At 63.7% G+C, this 16,861-nt stretch carries 18 protein-coding genes; 5 read left to right on the top strand and 13 right to left on the bottom strand.

The window, feature by feature from the left end; genetic code table 11:
- Nucleotides 1-164: 164 nt before the first annotated feature.
- The 3 genes from F2P44_RS28720 (at nt 165) to F2P44_RS28710 (ending at nt 2,844) form a co-directional block, all read left to right on the top strand.
- Nucleotides 165-1,448: an RNA polymerase sigma factor gene (locus F2P44_RS28720; protein WP_167092461.1), complete on the top strand. Its 1,284-nt coding sequence runs from the start codon at nt 165-167 to the stop codon at nt 1,446-1,448.
- 340 nt (nt 1,449-1,788) lie between these two features.
- A complete protein-coding gene (locus F2P44_RS28715) occupies nt 1,789-2,343 on the top strand; it encodes a DUF1439 domain-containing protein (protein WP_167092343.1) in 555 nt (184 codons plus the stop codon).
- A 294-nt stretch (nt 2,344-2,637) separates the two neighbouring features.
- A complete protein-coding gene (locus F2P44_RS28710) occupies nt 2,638-2,844 on the top strand; it encodes a hypothetical protein (RefSeq protein ID WP_167092340.1) in 207 nt (68 codons plus the stop codon).
- Nucleotides 2,845-2,873: 29 nt separating this feature from the next.
- Here the strand turns inward: F2P44_RS28710 and F2P44_RS28705 are convergent, their stop codons facing one another.
- Nucleotides 2,874-3,524 (bottom strand): Hpt domain-containing protein, encoded by a 651-nt coding sequence (locus tag F2P44_RS28705; RefSeq protein ID WP_167092337.1) that lies wholly within the window; start codon nt 3,522-3,524, stop codon nt 2,874-2,876.
- Between the two features lie 56 nt (nt 3,525-3,580).
- On the bottom strand, nt 3,581-4,528 hold the full coding sequence (locus F2P44_RS28700; RefSeq protein WP_167092334.1) for a CAP domain-containing protein: 948 nt from the start codon (nt 4,526-4,528) through the stop codon (nt 3,581-3,583).
- 150 nt (nt 4,529-4,678) lie between these two features.
- Between F2P44_RS28700 and pssA the strand changes: the two genes are divergently transcribed.
- Nucleotides 4,679-5,458 carry a CDP-diacylglycerol--serine O-phosphatidyltransferase gene (gene pssA / locus F2P44_RS28695; RefSeq protein ID WP_229423807.1) on the top strand — a complete coding sequence of 260 codons (780 nt, stop codon included), beginning with the start codon at nt 4,679-4,681 and terminating at the stop codon, nt 5,456-5,458.
- A gap of 7 nt (nt 5,459-5,465) precedes the next feature.
- Here pssA and F2P44_RS28690 read toward each other — a convergent pair whose 3' ends face one another.
- The 11 genes from F2P44_RS28690 to F2P44_RS28640 all read right to left on the bottom strand — a co-directional run bounded on the left by F2P44_RS28690 (nt 5,466) and on the right by F2P44_RS28640 (nt 15,491).
- Nucleotides 5,466-5,765 (bottom strand): metal-sensitive transcriptional regulator, encoded by a 300-nt coding sequence (locus F2P44_RS28690; protein ID WP_167092328.1) that lies wholly within the window; start codon nt 5,763-5,765, stop codon nt 5,466-5,468.
- 21 nt (nt 5,766-5,786) lie between these two features.
- On the bottom strand, nt 5,787-6,713 hold the full coding sequence (locus tag F2P44_RS28685) for an aldo/keto reductase (RefSeq protein WP_167092325.1): 927 nt from the start codon (nt 6,711-6,713) through the stop codon (nt 5,787-5,789).
- Between the two features lie 138 nt (nt 6,714-6,851).
- On the bottom strand, nt 6,852-7,997 hold the full coding sequence (locus F2P44_RS28680) for a D-alanyl-D-alanine carboxypeptidase family protein (protein ID WP_167092322.1): 1,146 nt from the start codon (nt 7,995-7,997) through the stop codon (nt 6,852-6,854).
- 44 nt (nt 7,998-8,041) lie between these two features.
- Nucleotides 8,042-8,692 (bottom strand): alpha/beta hydrolase, encoded by a 651-nt coding sequence (locus F2P44_RS28675; RefSeq protein WP_167092458.1) that lies wholly within the window; start codon nt 8,690-8,692, stop codon nt 8,042-8,044.
- Between the two features lie 36 nt (nt 8,693-8,728).
- The gene (locus tag F2P44_RS28670) at nt 8,729-9,046 is read right to left on the bottom strand and encodes a (2Fe-2S) ferredoxin domain-containing protein (protein ID WP_167092319.1); all 318 of its coding nucleotides are present in this window, start codon (nt 9,044-9,046) and stop codon (nt 8,729-8,731) included.
- 67 nt (nt 9,047-9,113) lie between these two features.
- The gene (locus F2P44_RS28665; RefSeq protein ID WP_167092316.1) at nt 9,114-10,292 is read right to left on the bottom strand and encodes a VanZ family protein; all 1,179 of its coding nucleotides are present in this window, start codon (nt 10,290-10,292) and stop codon (nt 9,114-9,116) included.
- Complete coding sequence (locus F2P44_RS28660; protein WP_370662757.1) at nt 10,289-10,936, bottom strand: ABC-type transport auxiliary lipoprotein family protein; 648 nt, start codon at nt 10,934-10,936, stop codon at nt 10,289-10,291. The genes F2P44_RS28665 and F2P44_RS28660 overlap by 4 nt, the downstream gene beginning before the upstream one ends.
- A gap of 8 nt (nt 10,937-10,944) precedes the next feature.
- Nucleotides 10,945-11,904, bottom strand: coding sequence for an MlaD family protein (locus tag F2P44_RS28655; protein WP_167092310.1), 960 nt, complete (start codon nt 11,902-11,904; stop codon nt 10,945-10,947).
- Nucleotides 11,905-11,907: 3 nt separating this feature from the next.
- Nucleotides 11,908-12,723 carry an ABC transporter ATP-binding protein gene (locus F2P44_RS28650; RefSeq protein ID WP_229423808.1) on the bottom strand — a complete coding sequence of 272 codons (816 nt, stop codon included), beginning with the start codon at nt 12,721-12,723 and terminating at the stop codon, nt 11,908-11,910.
- Between the two features lie 41 nt (nt 12,724-12,764).
- Nucleotides 12,765-13,898, bottom strand: coding sequence for an MlaE family ABC transporter permease (locus tag F2P44_RS28645; protein ID WP_167092304.1), 1,134 nt, complete (start codon nt 13,896-13,898; stop codon nt 12,765-12,767).
- 105 nt (nt 13,899-14,003) lie between these two features.
- Nucleotides 14,004-15,491, bottom strand: coding sequence for a B12-binding domain-containing radical SAM protein (locus F2P44_RS28640; RefSeq protein ID WP_167092301.1), 1,488 nt, complete (start codon nt 15,489-15,491; stop codon nt 14,004-14,006).
- Nucleotides 15,492-15,746: 255 nt separating this feature from the next.
- Between F2P44_RS28640 and F2P44_RS28635 the strand changes: the two genes are divergently transcribed.
- A complete protein-coding gene (locus F2P44_RS28635) occupies nt 15,747-16,400 on the top strand; it encodes a DUF4124 domain-containing protein (protein WP_167092298.1) in 654 nt (217 codons plus the stop codon).
- The last annotated feature ends 461 nt before the right edge of the window (nt 16,401-16,861 follow it).

The following is a 16,861-nucleotide window of genomic DNA, read 5'->3' as shown; positions in this document are numbered from 1 at the left end:
CGAAACAGGTGACCGAGGCGAAACAGGCTATCGAGGCTAAACAGGCAGCTGAGGCTAAACAGGTGACCGAGGCGAAACAGGCTATCGAGGCTAAACAGGCAACCGGGGCTAAACAGGCAACCGGGGCGGCCGAGGCGAAGCGGGCTACCGAGGCTACACAGGCAATCGGGGCGACAGACGCTAAACGGGCGGCCGCGCGCGTTATCGAGGGCGTCTGGCGTATCGAGTCGGCCCGCATCATCGGGGCGCTGGCGCGCATGCTGCGCAACGTCGGCCTGGCCGAGGAACTGGCGCAGGATGCCCTGGTCAGTGCGCTCGAACGCTGGCCCGAGGCCGGCATTCCCGACAATCCGGCCGCCTGGCTGATGACGGTGGCCAAGAACCGCGCGCTCGACCACCTGCGCCATGCGACCTTGCAGCGTAACAAGGAGTCCGAGCTCACCTACGAAATCGAAACCTTATTGCAGGACGCCGCGCCCGACCTCGACGCTACCTTGGAAGACGACATCGGCGACGATCTGCTGCGCCTGATGTTCATCGCCTGCCATCCGGTATTGTCGACCGAGGCGCGCGTGGCGCTCACCCTGCGCCTGCTGGGCGGGCTGACGACTGATGAAATCGCCCATGCGTTCCTCGTCTCCGAGGCGACCGTGGCGCAGCGCATCGTGCGCGCCAAGCGCACCCTGGCCGAAGCCAAGGTCCCGTTCGAGGTACCGCGCACCGAGCAACTGGTGGCGCGCCTGGCGTCGGTGCTGCAAGTGATCTACCTGATCTACAACGAAGGCTATTCCGCCAGCGCCGGCGGCGACTGGATGCGTCCCAAGCTGTGCGACGAAGCCCTGCGGCTCGGCCGCATCCTGGCCGGCCTGTTGCCGCACGAATCCGAAGTGCATGGTTTGGTGGCGCTGATGGAAATCCAGTCCTCGCGTGCGCGCGCCCGGCTGGGGCCGCAAGGCGAGCCGGTGCTGCTGCTCGACCAGGACCGCAGCCGCTGGGACCAGTTGCTGATCCGGCGCGGACTGGCGGCGCTGGAGCGGGCCGGGCAGCTGGGCGAGGGTTACGGGCCGTACGCGCTGCAGGCCGCGATCGCCGCCTGCCACGCGCGCGCATTGACCGCGGAGCAGACCGACTGGCAGCGTATCGCCGCGCTGTACGATGCGCTGGCGCAGCTGATGCCGTCGCCCGTGGTGGAGCTGAACCGCGCGGTGGTGCTGGGGATGGCCTACGGGCCGGCGGCCGGGCTGGAACTGGTCGACGCGCTGATCGCCTGCGATGCGCTGCGCAACTACCACCTGCTGCCCAGCGTGCGCGGCGATTTGCTGGCGCGCCTGGGGCGCATGGACGAGGCGCGTGCCGAGTTCGAGCAGGCGGCGGAGTTGACCAATAATCTGCGCGAACGGGCGCTGCTGCTGGCGCGCGCGCAAGTTTGCGCTGGGGATGGTGGATAGGCGGATGCGCTGCGTGCCGCTGGCGGCGGTTTGTGGCTCCCACCTTCAAAACCGTCTTTCCTGCCATTGGCAGAAAAGACGGAGCTTACGTTAGCGACATTAGCCTCTGCACTTGCCTCGTTCCAAAGAATTGGAGGAGTTTCTTTGAAACTGGACGCTGCGCGGGAAGTCATTTCTGGCAGTGCCAGGAATGACGGTATGAAGGAGGGGGGCAAAAACGGCAGAGGCAAAGGCATTCAGTCCGAAAACCGGTTCCACAACTGGCGTAGAGGCTGGCGTCAAGCCCGGCGTGGCATCACGCCAGCCACTGCGCCCATCGAATCATGCTAGCCTTCGTCTCATGAAAAAGCTCCTCCGCACATGCACGCTGCTGGCGCTGGCCGGCAGCCTGCTGGCTTCCTGCGCCAGCGTGATCGGCCCGGGCCAGATCGAACTCCCCTTAACCAAGCTGCAGGCAGGCATGGATCGGCGCTTCCCCATCAGCAACCGGGTAGTGGAAATCTTCGATATCGAACTCAAGCGCCCGCAACTGTCGCTCGCCGCCTCCAGCGGCCGCGTCGGCGTTTCCCTGGAGGCGGCGGTGGGCTCGCCTTTCACGCGCCAGTCCTGGCGCGGCAGCCTGGCCATGTCCGGCCGCCCGTATATCGATGCGGCCCGCAACGCCGTGCTGATGGCCGAGCCGCGCGTGGATCGCTTCGCCATCGATGGCATTGACGACGCACCGCAGCGCAGCCTGGCCGCGGCGGCCAATGTGCTGATGAAAAAAGTCGTCGCCGATGTGGCGGTCTATCACTTCCGTCCGGAAGATTTGCGCTATGCCGGCGTGCAATTCGTGCCGACGCGCATACAGACGAGCGCCTCTTCCCTGATCGTCACGGTCGAACCGGCGAAGTAAGGCCGCCGGTATTGTCGCCGCCTTCCTGGTCGCCCCCCGGCCGCCGCGCATTTTCAATCCTGCTATGATTTAACGCTGCGAATCTACCCACTGTCGGGTATCTCCGTGGTTGTTGTGTCGCAACGAACGCGTGTTTTCCCTTGATTGCGGCTGCCGCATATTGCGTGCAAACTTGGGATGGATCGTGACCGTTTCATCGAATGCCGCAGGACTTGCGAATTCTCATGTCCAAAGTATTCCGCTAAAGTAATCTTGCTCTGAGAATTCGCTGTGCTGCCGTTTTGGGGGTGACTCGTGGGAACGATAGAGGAAAGTTTGCCGGAAAAGGCGGCGGGGCTGGACGCCTCGTCCGACGCAGCGCCGGCGCCCGTGCGGCCGCGCCAGGCCTTGCCGCCCAAGGGCTCGTGCTGGTACTGTGAAAAGCCGCTCGATAGCGTCAAGCGCTTTTGCGGCAAGGCTTGCGCCGATTCGTTCGACGAAGAAGCCGAATACACCCGCTGACGCGGCTGCGCCACGCCGCCCGCCGTCCATCACAGCGCGGTTTGCCTTAGCGCGCGCAGGGCGCCCTCGAAATCGAAGTCATTCACCGCCTTTGTTACCCGCGCCAGCCTGGCGTCGCCCAGGATCACGCGCAGGCTCGCGCCCGACTCGCCCAGCAGGTCGACCGCCGCGCCATCGGCGTCGATCAGCAATTCCACCAGCCGCGCCAGCAGCACCGGGTCTTGCATCAGCGGACGCTGCGGCATTTCCAGCGCGAAGCCGCCGGGCGCGCTGCCGGCCACCACCTGGTCGAGCAGGTGCAAGACCTTGTCGAAGGAGCCCATGAGCGCGTTCAGTGCCGCCTGCTGCGCCGGCGGATCGGTGCGGATCGCCAGTTCCAGGGTACAGGCCTGCTGGTGCAGGCGGTGCGCGCCGATCATGCCGGCTGCGCCTTTCAGGGTATGCGCCAGGCGGTGCGCCAGAATGGCATCGCCCGCCGCGAGCGCTGCGCCGATCGGCACCGCCCCATGCGCGTAATCGCTGCGAAAGCGCGAGAGCATGCGCGCATACAAATCGCGGTTTCCCATGATGCGGTCGATGCCGTCGGCCATATCGATCACCGCGCGTGTGGCGGCGTCGGCGCGTAGTTCCACGAGGGCGGGCGGCTTCTCTTTCAATGGCATGAAATGGCGTGTGTTCATTATCTAATGCATCACACGATAGCAGAATTGTTTCGGCAAACCCCAGTCGGACCGGCTTATTTACTCGTAAACGACCAGGTTTTCGTGATGGGCAGGCTGTCGATGCTGCCGGAAAAGCTGACGTCATAGATCGTCCTGGGCGCCAGCACGGTCAGCGGAATGATCGCGGCGGCCGACTTGGGCGTGTGGCTGTCCGCGCCGAGCTGGAGCAGCTTGACGTTGAGCAGCGCGCCGCCGCGCGGGCGCACGGTGAAACTATCCACCGTCAGCGTGGCGTCGAGATCGGCGTGCACGCTGATCGGGTAGCCGACTTCATTGAGGTTTTCGACCGGGTCCGGTTCTTCGTAGTTGCTGAAAAAGTTAGGCGCGACGCCAGCCTGGCCATCGGTCGGCCAGGTAGCAATATTGCCGCGCCCCATGCCGGGACCGAAGCCATTGTTGGCCGCAAAGTTACTGGTGAAATAGGTGTAGCCGGCGGCGGTGGTGGCCGAGCCGGTGCCGATTTCCTTGAACTTGGGCTCGAACATCACGAAGCGGTGGTAGATGGCCGTGATCAATTCTTCTGCCATGTAAAAGCCGGACGCGTTCGACGTGGCCGAGATCACTTCGCCATAGGCTGTCTCGCTGGGAAGGAACACATAGCCGGCGCCGGTGAGGCGGTCGAGCAGTTGCGCGCCAGTAAAGGCGGGGGCGCCAGCGGTCTGGTCGTGCGTCACCTTGTTATTGCTCTTCTGATAGTCGGAGTGGCCCTGGGCGGCGCGCTCCAGATTCGCGTTGCGTGTCAGCACGGGCATGCCGATCTGCGCGCGCCGGAAGTTAATCCAGTTCAAGCCATCGAGCGCGGTCATATTGGTGGCGACGGGGGCGCCCTTCACCTGGGCCAGCGCGGCCGAGGCGTTGGTCTGGGCCGCCGGGGGATGGCCGGCGTCGCCGCCGCAGGCGGACATGGCCAGCGCGCATGACAGGCCGGCGGCCAGCGTGCTCCAGCGATGCAATCTGTTCATGCTGCTCTCCCCCGGCTGGAAAAATCTCCTGAGAATCGATTCTAGGGGAATTCAGAAATCGGTGAGATTTGTTTGCCGTCGTTTGATCTGGCGCATGCAGGTTGACGCTGTAAAATACCAACACTATCCTCGATGCGATTGCGAAACCACTTGAAACCCACACGCCAGCAGCGCCTCGCGCGCGCCAAGTTTGCCCTGCCGAGCTTTGTCACGCTGCTATCGATTGCGTGCGGTTTCGGCAGCATCGTCATGTCGGTCGACAATGCCCACATCGGCCTGGCCGCCGACTACCGCATGTCCGCCATCCTGCTGGTGCTGGCCGGCGTGTTCGACGCGCTCGATGGTTTTGTCGCGCGCGCCACCAATACCTCGTCCGAATTCGGCATGCAGCTCGACTCGATCGCCGACGTCATGAATTTCGGCTGCGCCCCGGCCATGCTGCTGTATTGCTACGGTTTCGTGCAACTGGGCGCCGACCATCCGACCCTGCTGCGCGCCGGCGGTCTGGCCTGTTTCGTGTTCGTCGCCTGCGGCGCGCTGCGGCTGGCACGCTTCAACGTCAATGTCGGACGGACCGATCCGCGCTACTTCGTCGGCATGCCGATCACAGCCGGCGCCGCCTGCGTGGCCGCGGTCGTGGTGGCCTGGCCGGCGCCGCTGACCACTACCATGCAAGCTTATCTGGTGATGCTGCTGATGGTCGGGGTCGGCACGCTGATGGTGTCAACGGTGCGTTTCCCCAGCTCCAAGCAGCCGAAAAGCATGCTGCTGTTCGCCGTCATTGGTGTCGGCGTGGCCTTGCTCGCCTGGCTGCAGACGCGCTTCTTCGTGTTGTTTTTCGTGTTGTACATCGGCTTTACCCTGCTGCTCAATATCGCATGGCAACTCGGCTGGCGCGGCGTGCCGGCCCCGGCCGTGTACGAAGACTAGCAAGGCTTCAGGCGAACTTGTCGAGCATGGCCGCCAGCTTGCTGGCGCTGGCTTGCGCTTCGGCCAGGTCGCGCGCGTTGGCGCTCTGGGTTTGCATGGTGCTGGTGAGCAGTTGCACGAACGAGCGGTCGAGCGCCTTGCGTGCCGCCGCCATCTGCTGGGCCACGGCATCGCAATCGGACGGCGTGGCAGCTTGCGCGATCAACTTCTGCACCCCGCGCAACTGGCCTTCGATGCGCGCCAGGCGGTGCAGCAAGTCCTTCTTTTGCAAGGCGCTGAGGGCCGTGCTCTCGACCATGTCCGACATACCCGCTGCTCCCGGCACTGGCTAAGCTACTTCGTGGCCGCGTGCGGCGCGCAGGATGGTGAACCAGTCGCTGCGGCTGAGGGTGAAGCGGGTGCCGGCCACGGCCACCGCGATCGCCTCGATGCGGCCGGTGCCGGTCAGCGGCACTGGGCGGCATGGCAACTGCATGATCCACGCAAACACCACGCTCGCGAATGGCTGGTTCAGCGCATCGGCGATGCCCTTGATCACCAGGCGCAAGTGATCGGCATTGTCGTCGCTGCTGGCGAACAGGCGTCCGCCGGCCAGCGGCGACCAGATCATCGGCGCCACGCCCAGGTCTTGCAAGCCGTCGAAGGTCTGGTCGAACATCGGCGTGGTGTGCAGGGGAGAGAACTCAACCTGGTTGGTGGCCAGTTCGATGCGGCGGTTGAGCGACTCGAACTGGTGGCGTGAAAAATTCGACACGCCGAAATGCAGCACCTTGCCGGCCTGGCGCAGGCCCGCGAAGGCGCTCGCGATCTCGTCGAACTCCATGAGCGGATCAGGACGGTGGATCAGCAGCAGGTCGAGGCGGTCGGTGTGCAGCTGGCGCAGCGATTCCTCGACCGAGGCGACGATATGGGCGGCGCTGGTGTCGTAATGCTGGATGGTATGTTGTGGGCGTTGCGGCGAGACCAGCTTGATGCCGCATTTGCTGATCAGCTCGATACGGTCGCGCAGCGAAGGCTGCAGGCGCAGGGCTTCGCCGAACAGGCCTTCGACGCCATAGTTGCCGTAGATATCGGCATGGTCGAAGCTGGTCACGCCAAGTGCGATGCACTGCTCGATGAACGCGACGCGCTGCCCGGCCGACATGCCCCACTCGCCCATGCGCCACATCCCGGCCACGATGCGCGACAGGTCGGGGCCATGGGCACGGGTACGGACGCGCGGGCAAAACAGGTCGGCGGGCAGGACTGCGGTCATCGGCTTCTTTCTTTTTCTTACAGTGTTTCCCAACCGGGGTCAGACCCCGGTTAAGCAACCGGGGTCTGACCCCGGTTAAGCAATAAGGCCCTGAAATTTCCTCACCGAGCTCAGACCCCGGTTGGGAAACCTTGCTGCTTACTTGAGCCAAAGGCGCATCGAGTCCCAGGCGCGGCCGAAAATGGATGCTTGCGGCACTTCTTCGAGCGCGACCACCGGCAGTTCCATGATCGACTTGCCATCGACCATCATCTTCAGGGTGCCGACTTTGCTGTTGAGCGGCAGCGGGGCGACCAGCGGGTCGTTGCGCTCCAGCACAGGTTTCATCTTGGCCGCCACACCTTTCGGTACCGTCACCAGGACGTCGTTGTTGAAGCCGATCTTGACCACGTTGGCCGATCCTTTCCACACTTCCGGCGTCTGGATCGCCTGGCCCTTGGAATACAGCTTGACCGTGTCGAAGTTCTGGAAGCCCCAGTTGAGCAGCTTCTGGCTTTCCTGCGTACGCGCCTGGTCCGAATTGGTGCCGAGCACGACCGAAATCAGGCGGCGCTGGCTGTTGCCGTTGGGACGGCGCGCCGAGGCGATCATGCAGAAACCGGCCGCTTCGGTGTGTCCGGTCTTCATGCCGTCCACCGTCGGGTCGAGCCACAGCAGGCGGTTGCGGTTGGGCTGGGTGATCTTGTTATAGGTAAAGCTTTTGACCGAGTCGATCTTGTAGAACTCGGGATAGTCGGCGATCACGCGCGCGGCCAGGACCGACAGGTCGTACGCGGTCGAAAAGTTGTCGGGGTGCGGCAAGCCGTGCGGGTTGGCGAAGCGCGTGTTTTTCAAGCCCATGCGCTGGGCTTCACGGTTCATCAGGAACACGAAGGCGCTTTCATCGCCGGCCACCGCTTCGGCCAGGGCGACTGCGGCGTCGTTACCGGACTGCACCATCAGGCCGTGCAGCAGGTCGTCCACCGAAACCGGCGTGGCCGGGTCGATGAACATCTTGGAGCTGCTGGCGTCGACCTTCCAGGCCTTGACCGAGACGTTGATCATCTGGTTCAGGGCCAGCTTCTTTTCCTTGAGCGCGGCAAAGGTCAGGTAGGCCGTCATGATCTTGGTCAGCGAAGCCGGTTCGATGCGGGCGTTGGGATCCTGCGAGGCGATGACCTGCCCGCTGGTGGCGTCGAGCAGCAGCCAGGAGCGCGCCGCGATGGTCGGCGGGGGCATGGTTTGCGCAACGGCGGACGATAGCGCCAGGACACTGGCAGCCAGTGCGGCAATAAGTTTTCTCATGGGAATGGGTACTCAAAAAAGTGGTGCGAAAAAGGGGCGCCCAATTATAGTGGCGATAGTGGAATTGCGCCCTCACGCCGCCACAGTTGGACCACCAGTGTTTTGATGTGGCCCAGCTTGCGGTGGAAGAAATGATCGGCGCCGGGAATGACGATGACCGGAATGTCTTGCGGCCGCGCCCAGTCCAGCACTTGGGTCAACGTAATGGTGTCGTCGACTTCGCCGTGGATCAGGATGGTGTCGGCCGGCACTTCGGGCATCGGCCATTTGCCGGCGGCGGTGCCGACCAGCACCAGGCGCTCGGCCGGCTGTCCTGCGGCGATCAGGCGTTGCTGCAATTGGGCTTGCACAAAGGTGCCGAACGAGAAGCCCGACAGCGCCACCGGCAGGCCCGGATACTGGGCTTGCATGTGGGCCAGCATGAGGGCCATGTCGTCGGTCTCGCCGGCGCCGCCGTCGTGCACGCCGGCCGATGCGCCGACGCCGCGAAAGTTAAAGCGCGCCACCGCGTAGCCGAGCGCCACAAACGTGCGGGCCAGGGTTTGCGCAACCTTGTTGTCCATGGTGCCGCCATACAGCGGGTGCGGGTGGGCGACCAGGGCGATGCCGCGCGGCGCGCTTGGGGGCAGGTCGAGCAGGCATTCCATCGGTCCGGCGCCGCCGGCCAGGGTGAATTTTTCAGCGTGTTTGTTCAGCAGATTATGCGTGGCAGTGTTCATGTAAACAAGTAATCAGATTTTGAGACGGTCGACGACCTTGCCGCCAACCAAATGGGAGTCGATGATTTCATCGATGTCGCTGGTGTCGACATAGGTGTACCAGGTGCCTTGCGGATAGACCACCAGCACCGGACCTTCGTCGCAGCGGTCGAGGCAGCCGGCCTGGTTGATGCGCACCTTGCCGTGCCCGTTCATGCCCAGTTCTTTCATGCGGCGCTTGGCGTGCTTCTGCGCAATTTCAGCGCCGAGCTTGCCGCAGCACTGGCGTCCATCCTCGCGCACATTCATGCAGATGAAGACGTGCTGCTCGAAGTAGGGTGTATCGCTCATGGGGGTTCCCGTTTCTTTACTGTACTGCGTGATCGGTGTTTACACATGCGCCACCATGGGCGCAACGCTAGCGCAATGATACGCGTTCTTCGCGCCGATTGAGTTTATGCGAGGGCAGCAGCAGGAACCAGATCGCAAAAAACGGCCATAGCAGGGAAAGGAATTGCGCTGCGCCATTAAAGTTCAGGAACTTGCCTTGTACCCAGCCTTGCAGGGTGGCACTAAAGTAAGGATTGACCGGGATCGTGTTCACCACCAGCAGGCTGAGCACGAGGGTGACCACCGCCAGCCGCCGCTGCGCAACTTCGGGCGCGAAGGCCAGGCCGGACAGCATGATCAGGCCGATCAGGAAGCCGCCCTGGGCGCCCGGGGTGATCCAGGCCAGCGCGTTGTCGGGCTTGAACAGCAGGGAACTGGCCAGGGTCTTGGTCAGCAGCGCCGCGCCCAGCATGGCGCCGATCAGCAGCAGGCGCGGGGCGCCGCGCCGCAGCAGGCACAACATGGTCAAGACGGCGCCGGTCATGCCGCAGGCAGTGATGATGGTTTCCGATAGCCAGTATTGTTCCACGCTCATGGCGGCGCCGGGACGCAGCATGGTGACCAGGTCGATGTCGGTATCGAGCCAGGCCGACAGCCATTCGGAAAAAATCGGCAGCAGCTGGCCATGGCCGAACATGTAGCCGAGCGGGTAGATCTGGGCCAGCGGCCACAGGGCCAGCAGTACCAGGCCCTGGCTGGCGTGCGCCGCGAACCAGCGCTGGCGCAGCTTGTACAAGCGGCTCTGGTCGAGGAAGGAGCGCGCGCCAAGGGCGCCGATGATGGCCCCGGCCAGCGCGCCGGCCGCATTGGTGATGAAGTCCAGGCTCGATGGCACGCGGCTGGGCAGGTAGGTCTGCACCGCTTCCATCGTGCCCGAGACCAGGATGCCGAGCATGGCGGCGGCGAGGATGGCCCACAGGCCGCGCAGGCGCGGATACATGGCCAGCACCAGCAGGGTCCCGAACGGGATATAGCCGATGATGTTGACCATCACATCGAAGCCAGTCCAGTACTGGGGCATGGACAGGGTCAGGAAAATCAGCGGCGACAGGCCGCTGCCGCGCCAGCCGGAAAACGGGAACCAGCTGGCGTACACGATCAGCAGCATGTAGGCCAGCAGCGAGGCGCGCGCCACGGGCGAACCGCGCACGGCGGCCGTTACCGGCGAGGGGATGGGAGCAGGCCCTGGCGCGTGCGGCGCGTTCATTCTTTTTTGAGGGGCAGCGTGGCGATCCAGGCGATGACGTCGGCGGCGACCGTGTCGGTGGCGCCGGCCAGCGCGCGCGCGCCGCCGCCGGCGTCCGCACTGGTGGCCGCGTTCTTGCGCTCGAAGGTTTTCTGGTCGATCAGTTTATGCCCCTGGAACAGCGACGCGCGCAGCACCAGCTGGCCGTGGCTCTGGGTCTGGCTGTCGAAGTTGTGGGTGAAGTCGACGATTTCCAGGCGCAGGATCGGCACGCCGTCGGAGGCGTCGCTGACACTGAGTACCTTGGCGCCCGATTGCGCAATGCGCGACTTGAGGCGCTGGGTGACCATTTGCAGCGGCGTGGCGCTCCAGCGGCTGTTGGCGTAGGCGCGCGCCTGCAGCGGGTCGCTGTAATTGAGGCGGTAGTACATACGTTCGCTGTCGAGCGCCGCCGAACCGGTGACCTCGCCCACCACGACGGCGGCGATCGGCGCGCGCGCGGCCGGCGCGCTGCTGGCGGCGGGGCCGAAGTCGAAGGTGGTGTTCAGGGCCGGCTTTTCGCTGGCGCAGCCGGCCAGCAGCAGCGCGGCGCCGGCGCTGGCGGCCAGCAGCAGGCGGCGTACGGTGGTGGACACGTGCGTGCGCGGAGTCGGGGTGTGGTTCACGGTGGTCCTCATTTGGTCGGTGCGGTAAAACCTGGTTCACCCGGGCCCGGGGTGGGCGGCGCGGCGCCGAACAACAGGCTTTGCGGACGGTCGTTGAGCGAATTCATGGTGCGCCGCACGGCCCGCAGCGAGGTGCGCGCTTCGTCGGTCATGGCCACGAAGTGCGGCAGGGTTTGCATTTCGAGGTCGGTGGTGACCGCTTCGAGCGAGCCGCCGACCCGGTCCACGGTGCTGTTCAGGCGCGCAATCGCCCCGTTCGGCGCTTGCAGGTCGTCGGCCAGCTTGGTGTAGCTGCGCGTCATGGTGCTGGCGTTGTTGCTGAAGGTGTCGAAGGCGGCGAAGCTTTGTTCCGCCTTCGCGGTCAGCTGCGGCAGGCGCGCCAGGGTCGGTTCCAGCTTGGCCGGGATCTCGCCATAGGCAATCGCCGCCTTGCTGACGTTGGCGAAGGCGTCGAGGATGATCTTCTGGTTTTCCGGCGCGGCCATGGCGTCCAGGCGGGTGGCCAGTTCCTCGGCTTTGTCGAGGATCACCAGGCCGCGCTTTTCAAGCTGGTCGAGCAGGCCCGGACGCAGCGGAATGCGCGCCAGCTTCTCTTCGCTGCTGGCCATCAGGGTCGAGCCGGTTTTTTCGTCGTCGAGCTGGATGAAGGCAATCCCGGTCACGCCCTGGTAGCCGAGGGTGGCGAAGGTGGTGCGGGTGATCGGCGCTTCCGCATCGACCGACAGGTGGATCAGGATCTGGCCGGGGATCCTGGCGTCGAAGCTGATGTCGTCGACCTTGCCCACTTCCAGCCCGCGGTAGCGCACCGCCGCCTGCGGGTTCAGGCCCGGGATCGACTGGATGGTGGCGATCTGGTAGGGCACCCGTTCGACCCGGTCGCGGTTGAACCAGATGCCCGCCAGGACCGTGGCCACCAGCAGCGCAATCGTGAAGAAACCTGTCATCAGGGCGTGTGATCTGTTTTCCATATGCTAGTGCTCCGGTGCGTGCTCGGCGTCGTATTCGTCGAGCACTTCGAGGGCGCGCTGGCCGCGCGCACCCAGGAAGAATTGTTTGATGAAGGGATGGTCCACTTTCAGGACGTCGCGCGTCGGTCCGATCGCGATCACGTGTTTTTCGGCCAGCACCGCGATCCGGGTCGACAGCGCGAACAGGGTGTCCAGGTCGTGCGTGACCATGACCACGGTCAGGCCCAGTTCCCGGTGCAGCGACTGGATCAGCGCGACAAAGGCGTCCGACAGGTCGGGGTCGAGGCCCGCGGTGGGCTCGTCGAGGAACAGCAGTTGCGGTTCGAGCGCCAGCGCGCGCGCCAGCGAGGCGCGCTTGATCATGCCGCCGGACAGGTCGGACGGCATCTTCTTGGCGTGTTCGACACCCAGCCCCACCATGTTCATTTTCAGCAGGACCGCGTCCTGGATCACGTCTTCGGGCAGGGCGCGCAGCTCGCGCAGCGGCTGGGCGATGTTGTCGAACACGGTCAGCGCCGAATACAGCGCGCCCTGCTGGAACAGCATGCCCCAGTGGTTGCGCATGCGCTGCAGCTGGTCGGCGTCGGCCTCGCTGATGTCTTCGCCGAACACGCGCACGCAGCCTTTGGCGGGCGTCTCCAGGCCCAGCATCTGGCGCAGCAGGACGGTCTTGCCGGTGCCCGAGCCGCCCACGATCGACAGGATCTCGCCCTGGTAGATGTCGAGGTTCAGGTCCTGGTGCACCACGGTGCGGCCGAATTTGGTCCACAGCTTGGTGATCTGGACCACCGGCGGGCCGACATCTTCCTCGGGCCGCATGTTCAGGTGCTGGCGCGCGTCTTCCGCTTTTTGTTCATCCATCAGAAACCGACTCCGCTGAAAATAATCGCAAACACCGCGTCGGCCAGGATCACCACGGTAATCGCGGTAACCACCGAGGTGGTGGTGCCGCGCCCCAGGCTTTCGGTGTTCGGCTTGATGCGCAGGCCGAAGTGGCAGGATACCAGCGCGATCAGCATGCCGAAGGTGGTTCCCTTGAGCAGGCCGATGATGTAGTTCGACAGCGGCACCGCGTCCGGCAGCTTTTGCAGGAAGTAGCGCGCCGACAGGTTCAGTTCGACCTTGGCCGAGACCATGCCGCCGATCAGGGCCATGGCATCGGTCCACACCACCAGCAGCGGCATCGAGATCGCCAGCGCCACCACTTTCGGCATGATCAGGCGGTAGCCGTGCGAGATGCCCATGACCAGCATGGCGTCGAGTTCCTCGGTCACCCGCATCACCCCGAGCTGCGCGGTGATGGAGGAACCGGAACGGCCCGCGACCAGGATGGCGGCCAGCAGCGGCCCGAGTTCGCGGATCACGCTCATGCCGAGGATATTGACCAGGTACATATCGCCGCCAAACATGCGCAGCTGCTGGGCCGACAGGTAGGACAGCACGACCCCGATCAGGAAACCGACCAGCGCGGTGATGCCGAGCGCCTGGAAGCCGGAATGGAAAATATTGGCCGACACTTCGCGCCACGGCCCCGTCATCGGATGGCGGATGAAGCGGCCGATATCCTGCACCACCTGGCCGATCAGGCGGATGAAGCCTTGCGTGTGCTCGAAGAAGTGGAGCATGCCGCTGCCCAGGGTCATGACCCAGTTGAAGCGGTTGGGGCGCGTGCGCGGCAGTTGCAGCTTGCTCGCTTCCTCGATGCGCTTGAACAGTTCTTCCTGTTTTTCGGCCAGCTGGAGCTGGGCGGGGCGCTTCTTGCCCCAGGCGTTCCAGAACATCTGGGCGCCGATGTGGTCGAGGCGGACGATCTGGGTCAGGTCCCATACCAGCGCCGGCTTGTCCTTGAGCGAGACCAGGGTGGCGTTGATGGTCTTGATCGCGCCGCACTGGGCCAGCGCGTGGACCTGCCAGATCCCGTTGGCGACGACCGATTGGGGCGAGCCTGCATCAGGCGATTCGAGGGTTAAAGTTGGCGCATTTTCAATCTGCATTGCGCCAGTGTAAAAGAGAATCGCCGTGACCGCTACAGGAGTTCGTGCGCGGGGCGGCGGCGCCCATGGAATCGTGTATCGACAGCGCCGGCGCGCGGCGCCGGTTTATGCGGCCAGATGGCGCGCCTGGCGCTGCGGCACGCTCGCTACCGGCTTGGTCTTGTCGGCCGGCGCGTCGATGCGGCCGGCATAATCGCTGCCCACCAGTTCCGCCGCGTCGGTACGGCTCATGCCGCGCGTTTCCAGCCATTGCGCGACCAGCCTGGCCAGGCGGTCGAGCGCAATGCGGTGGGTGGCATCGGTTTTTGCGTAGATCCAGTCGGAGAAAGCCATGAAATTGGCAAAGGGCGACTCGCCCAGCAAGTGCGTGAGCGTGTGTGCGAAGCGTCCCGAGTTGGCCACCAGGTCCCAGTAGCGCGCAAAGCGCACCAGGCGCTGCATGGTCTGGAAGTCGATCAGTTTGGTGGCCAGGATGGTGTAGGGCGGGTAGGGATCGAATACCAGGCCGTGTTCTTCGGTGTGGCGGATGATCGGCGTACCGCGCAGGCGCTTGAGGATGCCGAACTGGATCTCGTGCGGCTTGAGCGCGACCAGCTGGTCGAAGCCGCGCGCGAAGCTGCCCATGTCTTCGCCCGGCAGGCCGGCGATCAGGTCGACGTGCAGGTGGGCGTGCGACTGCTCGCACAGCCAGCGGATGTTCTCGGCGGCCTTGGCGTTGTCCTGGCGCCGGCTGACCAGCGCCTGCACCGCCGGATTGAAGCTCTGGATGCCGATCTCGAACTGCAGCGCGCCGGGCGGGAACTTGCGGATGCCTTCTTTCAGCGCATCGGGCAGGTGGTCGGGTACCAGCTCGAAGTGGGCATACACCGGGTCGTCCGGGTTCGCTTCGATTTTATCGAGGAAGAACTGCATGATCTTCAGGCTGGTCTTGATATTCAGGTTGAAGGTGCGGTCGACGAACTTGAACAGGCGCGCGCCGCGCGCGTGCAGCGTTTCGAGCTCGCCCAGGAAGGTGTCGAGGCCGAAGGGCCAGGCGGTCTTGTCGAGCGCGGACAGGCAGAATTCGCACTTGAAGGGGCAGCCGCGCGAGGCTTCCACATATAAGGTGCGGTTGGCGATGTCGTTGTCTGTATATAAGGAGTAGGGCATGGCGATGTCGGCCATCGGCGGCTGCACGCCGGCGTGGATCTTCATCAGCGGCTTGGGGCCGTGCAGGATCTCGCCGCACAGCTTGGGGAAGGTCACGTCGCCCCAGCCGGTGACCAGGTAGTCCGCCATCTGCACGATGGCTTGCTCGCCCGGCTCGTGCGACACTTCCGGCCCGCCCAGCACGATCACCACCTGGGGCGCGACGCGCTTGAGCATGGCGACGACCTTGGTGGTTTCTTCGACGTTCCATATATAGATACCGAAACCGATGATGCGCGGCGCTTGCGCCAGCAGGCGTTCGACGATTTCGGTGGTTTTCGCGCCGATCACGAATTCGTGCAGGCTGGTCCGCTCCCGCAGGGGGCCCATGTTTGCCAGCAGATAGCGCAGCCCCAGCGATGCGTGGGCGTAGCGGGCGTTCAGGGTCGAGAGCAGGATGGTCATGGCGAGGCGGTATGGGCGAAAGCTGACATTCTACCTGCGCGCGGGGCGGGTGATCGGCACATGCCAGCCTGATGTTGCTGCCGCATAACAATCGCAGGCATAAATCTTGCAATGGAATAAAGCTGAGGAGCCAGGCTGTTGTGTTCTGGCTCAAAAACGTGCGTACAGGAAATGTGTTTGCGCATTTCGCCCCAATGCTACGTTAGTATATGAATCGGTCGCCATCGCGTGGAGTATTGCGCCAAATTTTGTCACATGAATAAATTACAGCCCATTTTTGTCATCGCTGCTGCCCTTATTTGCTGCGCCGCGCCCGCGTCCGCGCAAATGTACAAGACCGTCGGTCCGGATGGGAAGGTCACGTTCTCCGACCGTCCGCAAAATGGCGACAAGCTCAAGGTCAGCGTGATGAAGGGCTCCGTGCTGCGCGCAGTGGAAGGGCCCGTGCCGGCCCAGCCCAAGATCGCGCCAGCTCCCAAGTCAGGCGGCGCCGACGCGTCCGGCGGTGGCATATCGGCGGCCGGCGTGCCGTCGCCCGAGCTCCAGCATGCGGTGCTGGTGGTGGCCTTGATGTCCGAAGTGGCCGCCAAGTTCGAGCCGGTCTGTGCCAACGTCGCGCCTCACAGCAAAAAATTCGTGACGGCCGCCAACGGCTGGAAGCAGCGCAATGCCAGCTTTATCGAGAAGCAACGGCGCGCGATGGCGGATATGTCGCCGGTCAAGCGCACTGCCTTGCAGGGCGAGGTGGCGGCAAAGATTCATGAGGCCATGGCCGAGGTGCTGGCGCAGAGTGCGTCGGGCCAGGCCAACTGGTGCGACAAGGCAACTGTCGACATGTCCGGTGGAAGCAATGATGTGGCCAATAACGCGGACGTGGCCCTGCCGCTGATCACCTACAAACCGAAATAATCGGCGAAGGCGGCTTGTGGAAATACGGCCCTTTTGCTATAGTTCGCCTCCCCGCTGATTCAGTAGCGAAATCAAGTAGTTGCAGGACAGATCAGGGGCGTTTCGAAAGAAGCGAAGTAACAAAAAGAGGTTGACGAGAAACGCGAAACGCTGCATAATCTCATCTCTCTGCTGCAACGAACACAACGCTTCGTACCATGCGGCAAGATAGTACAGAATAAGTTCTTTAACAATTAACAGTCGATAAGTGTGGGCGTTTGATGAAGGTGCCAACGAAGCGTAAGCGACGTTGAATACTTAAATTATCAAATGTTCACAAAAAAGAAACACGGCGCATCGAAAGATGAGCTTGTCAGTATTTTGAGTGAGCGATCTGTCCGCAAGGACATTAAACAGAGATTGAACTGAAGAGTTTGATCCTGGCTCAGATTGAACGCTGGCGGCATGCCTTACACATGCAA

Source organism: Massilia frigida (assembly GCF_011682175.1).
GTDB lineage: Bacteria > Pseudomonadota > Gammaproteobacteria > Burkholderiales > Burkholderiaceae_D > Telluria_A > Telluria_A frigida.
Note: the sequence above shows the minus strand (reverse complement) of the source record. Positions and strands in the feature narration are given on the sequence as shown.

What these genes read in the sequence shown, in the direction of transcription:
- F2P44_RS28715 (WP_167092343.1), top strand. Translation starts at nt 1,789, where the DNA reads ATGAAAAAGCTCCTCCGCACATGCACGCTGCTGGCGCTGGCCGGCAGC.
- F2P44_RS28650 (WP_229423808.1), bottom strand. Translation starts at nt 12,723, where the DNA reads ATGCGGCCCGAGGAAGATGTCGGCCCGCCGGTGGTCCAGATCACCAAG.
- F2P44_RS28700 (WP_167092334.1), bottom strand. Translation starts at nt 4,528, where the DNA reads ATGAACAGATTGCATCGCTGGAGCACGCTGGCCGCCGGCCTGTCATGC.
- F2P44_RS28655 (WP_167092310.1), bottom strand. Translation starts at nt 11,904, where the DNA reads ATGGAAAACAGATCACACGCCCTGATGACAGGTTTCTTCACGATTGCG.
- F2P44_RS28705 (WP_167092337.1), bottom strand. Translation starts at nt 3,524, where the DNA reads ATGAACACACGCCATTTCATGCCATTGAAAGAGAAGCCGCCCGCCCTC.
- F2P44_RS28680 (WP_167092322.1), bottom strand. Translation starts at nt 7,997, where the DNA reads ATGAGAAAACTTATTGCCGCACTGGCTGCCAGTGTCCTGGCGCTATCG.
- F2P44_RS28690 (WP_167092328.1), bottom strand. Translation starts at nt 5,765, where the DNA reads ATGTCGGACATGGTCGAGAGCACGGCCCTCAGCGCCTTGCAAAAGAAG.
- F2P44_RS28640 (WP_167092301.1), bottom strand. Translation starts at nt 15,491, where the DNA reads ATGACCATCCTGCTCTCGACCCTGAACGCCCGCTACGCCCACGCATCG.
- F2P44_RS28635 (WP_167092298.1), top strand. Translation starts at nt 15,747, where the DNA reads ATGAATAAATTACAGCCCATTTTTGTCATCGCTGCTGCCCTTATTTGC.
- F2P44_RS28665 (WP_167092316.1), bottom strand. Translation starts at nt 10,292, where the DNA reads ATGAACGCGCCGCACGCGCCAGGGCCTGCTCCCATCCCCTCGCCGGTA.
- F2P44_RS28670 (WP_167092319.1), bottom strand. Translation starts at nt 9,046, where the DNA reads ATGAGCGATACACCCTACTTCGAGCAGCACGTCTTCATCTGCATGAAT.
- F2P44_RS28685 (WP_167092325.1), bottom strand. Translation starts at nt 6,713, where the DNA reads ATGACCGCAGTCCTGCCCGCCGACCTGTTTTGCCCGCGCGTCCGTACC.
- F2P44_RS28645 (WP_167092304.1), bottom strand. Translation starts at nt 13,898, where the DNA reads ATGCAGATTGAAAATGCGCCAACTTTAACCCTCGAATCGCCTGATGCA.